Genomic DNA, 367 nt, shown 5'->3' with positions numbered 1-367 from the left:
CGGCGTCCTCGCACCATCCGCCGTCCAGGACGAGGTCCCAGTCCACGGGGATCGCCTCGGTCCGCGAGACCATGAACAGGCCGACGCCGATCTGGCAGTTGACCGTGGCCCCCAGCCCGGGCACGAAGCGGCGCTGGACACCGACCGAGCTGCTCCCCTTCTTCTCGGACACGAACGTACCGGCGACCCAGGCGTGGTCCGGGAGCCGGCGGGCCGCCAGGCGGGCGAGGACGGACCGCGGCTGGTGCCAGTCCCAGGGGCTGGCGGTGATGAACTGCTGGAGCGCCTGCCCGGCGCTCGACTCGCCGCATATCTGTCCGGCCAGGCGCTGCATCGTCTTGCGGCCCGGGGTGCTCAGCAGTCCGCG

The 367-nt window shown here is 72.8% G+C and carries 1 pseudogene (running past one end of the window); it reads right to left on the bottom strand.

The window, feature by feature from the left end:
• Nucleotides 1-367, bottom strand: a pseudogene (locus tag CCN42_RS39010) (transposase) (its annotated part continues 52 nt past the right edge of the window); the annotation flags it as partial.

The sequence above is a fragment of the Streptomyces glaucescens genome (genome assembly GCF_002154375.1).
Taxonomy (GTDB): Bacteria; Actinomycetota; Actinomycetes; order Streptomycetales; family Streptomycetaceae; genus Streptomyces; species Streptomyces glaucescens.
The sequence above is the reverse complement of the archived record's forward strand: the minus strand, read 5'-3'. Positions and strand labels throughout refer to the sequence as shown.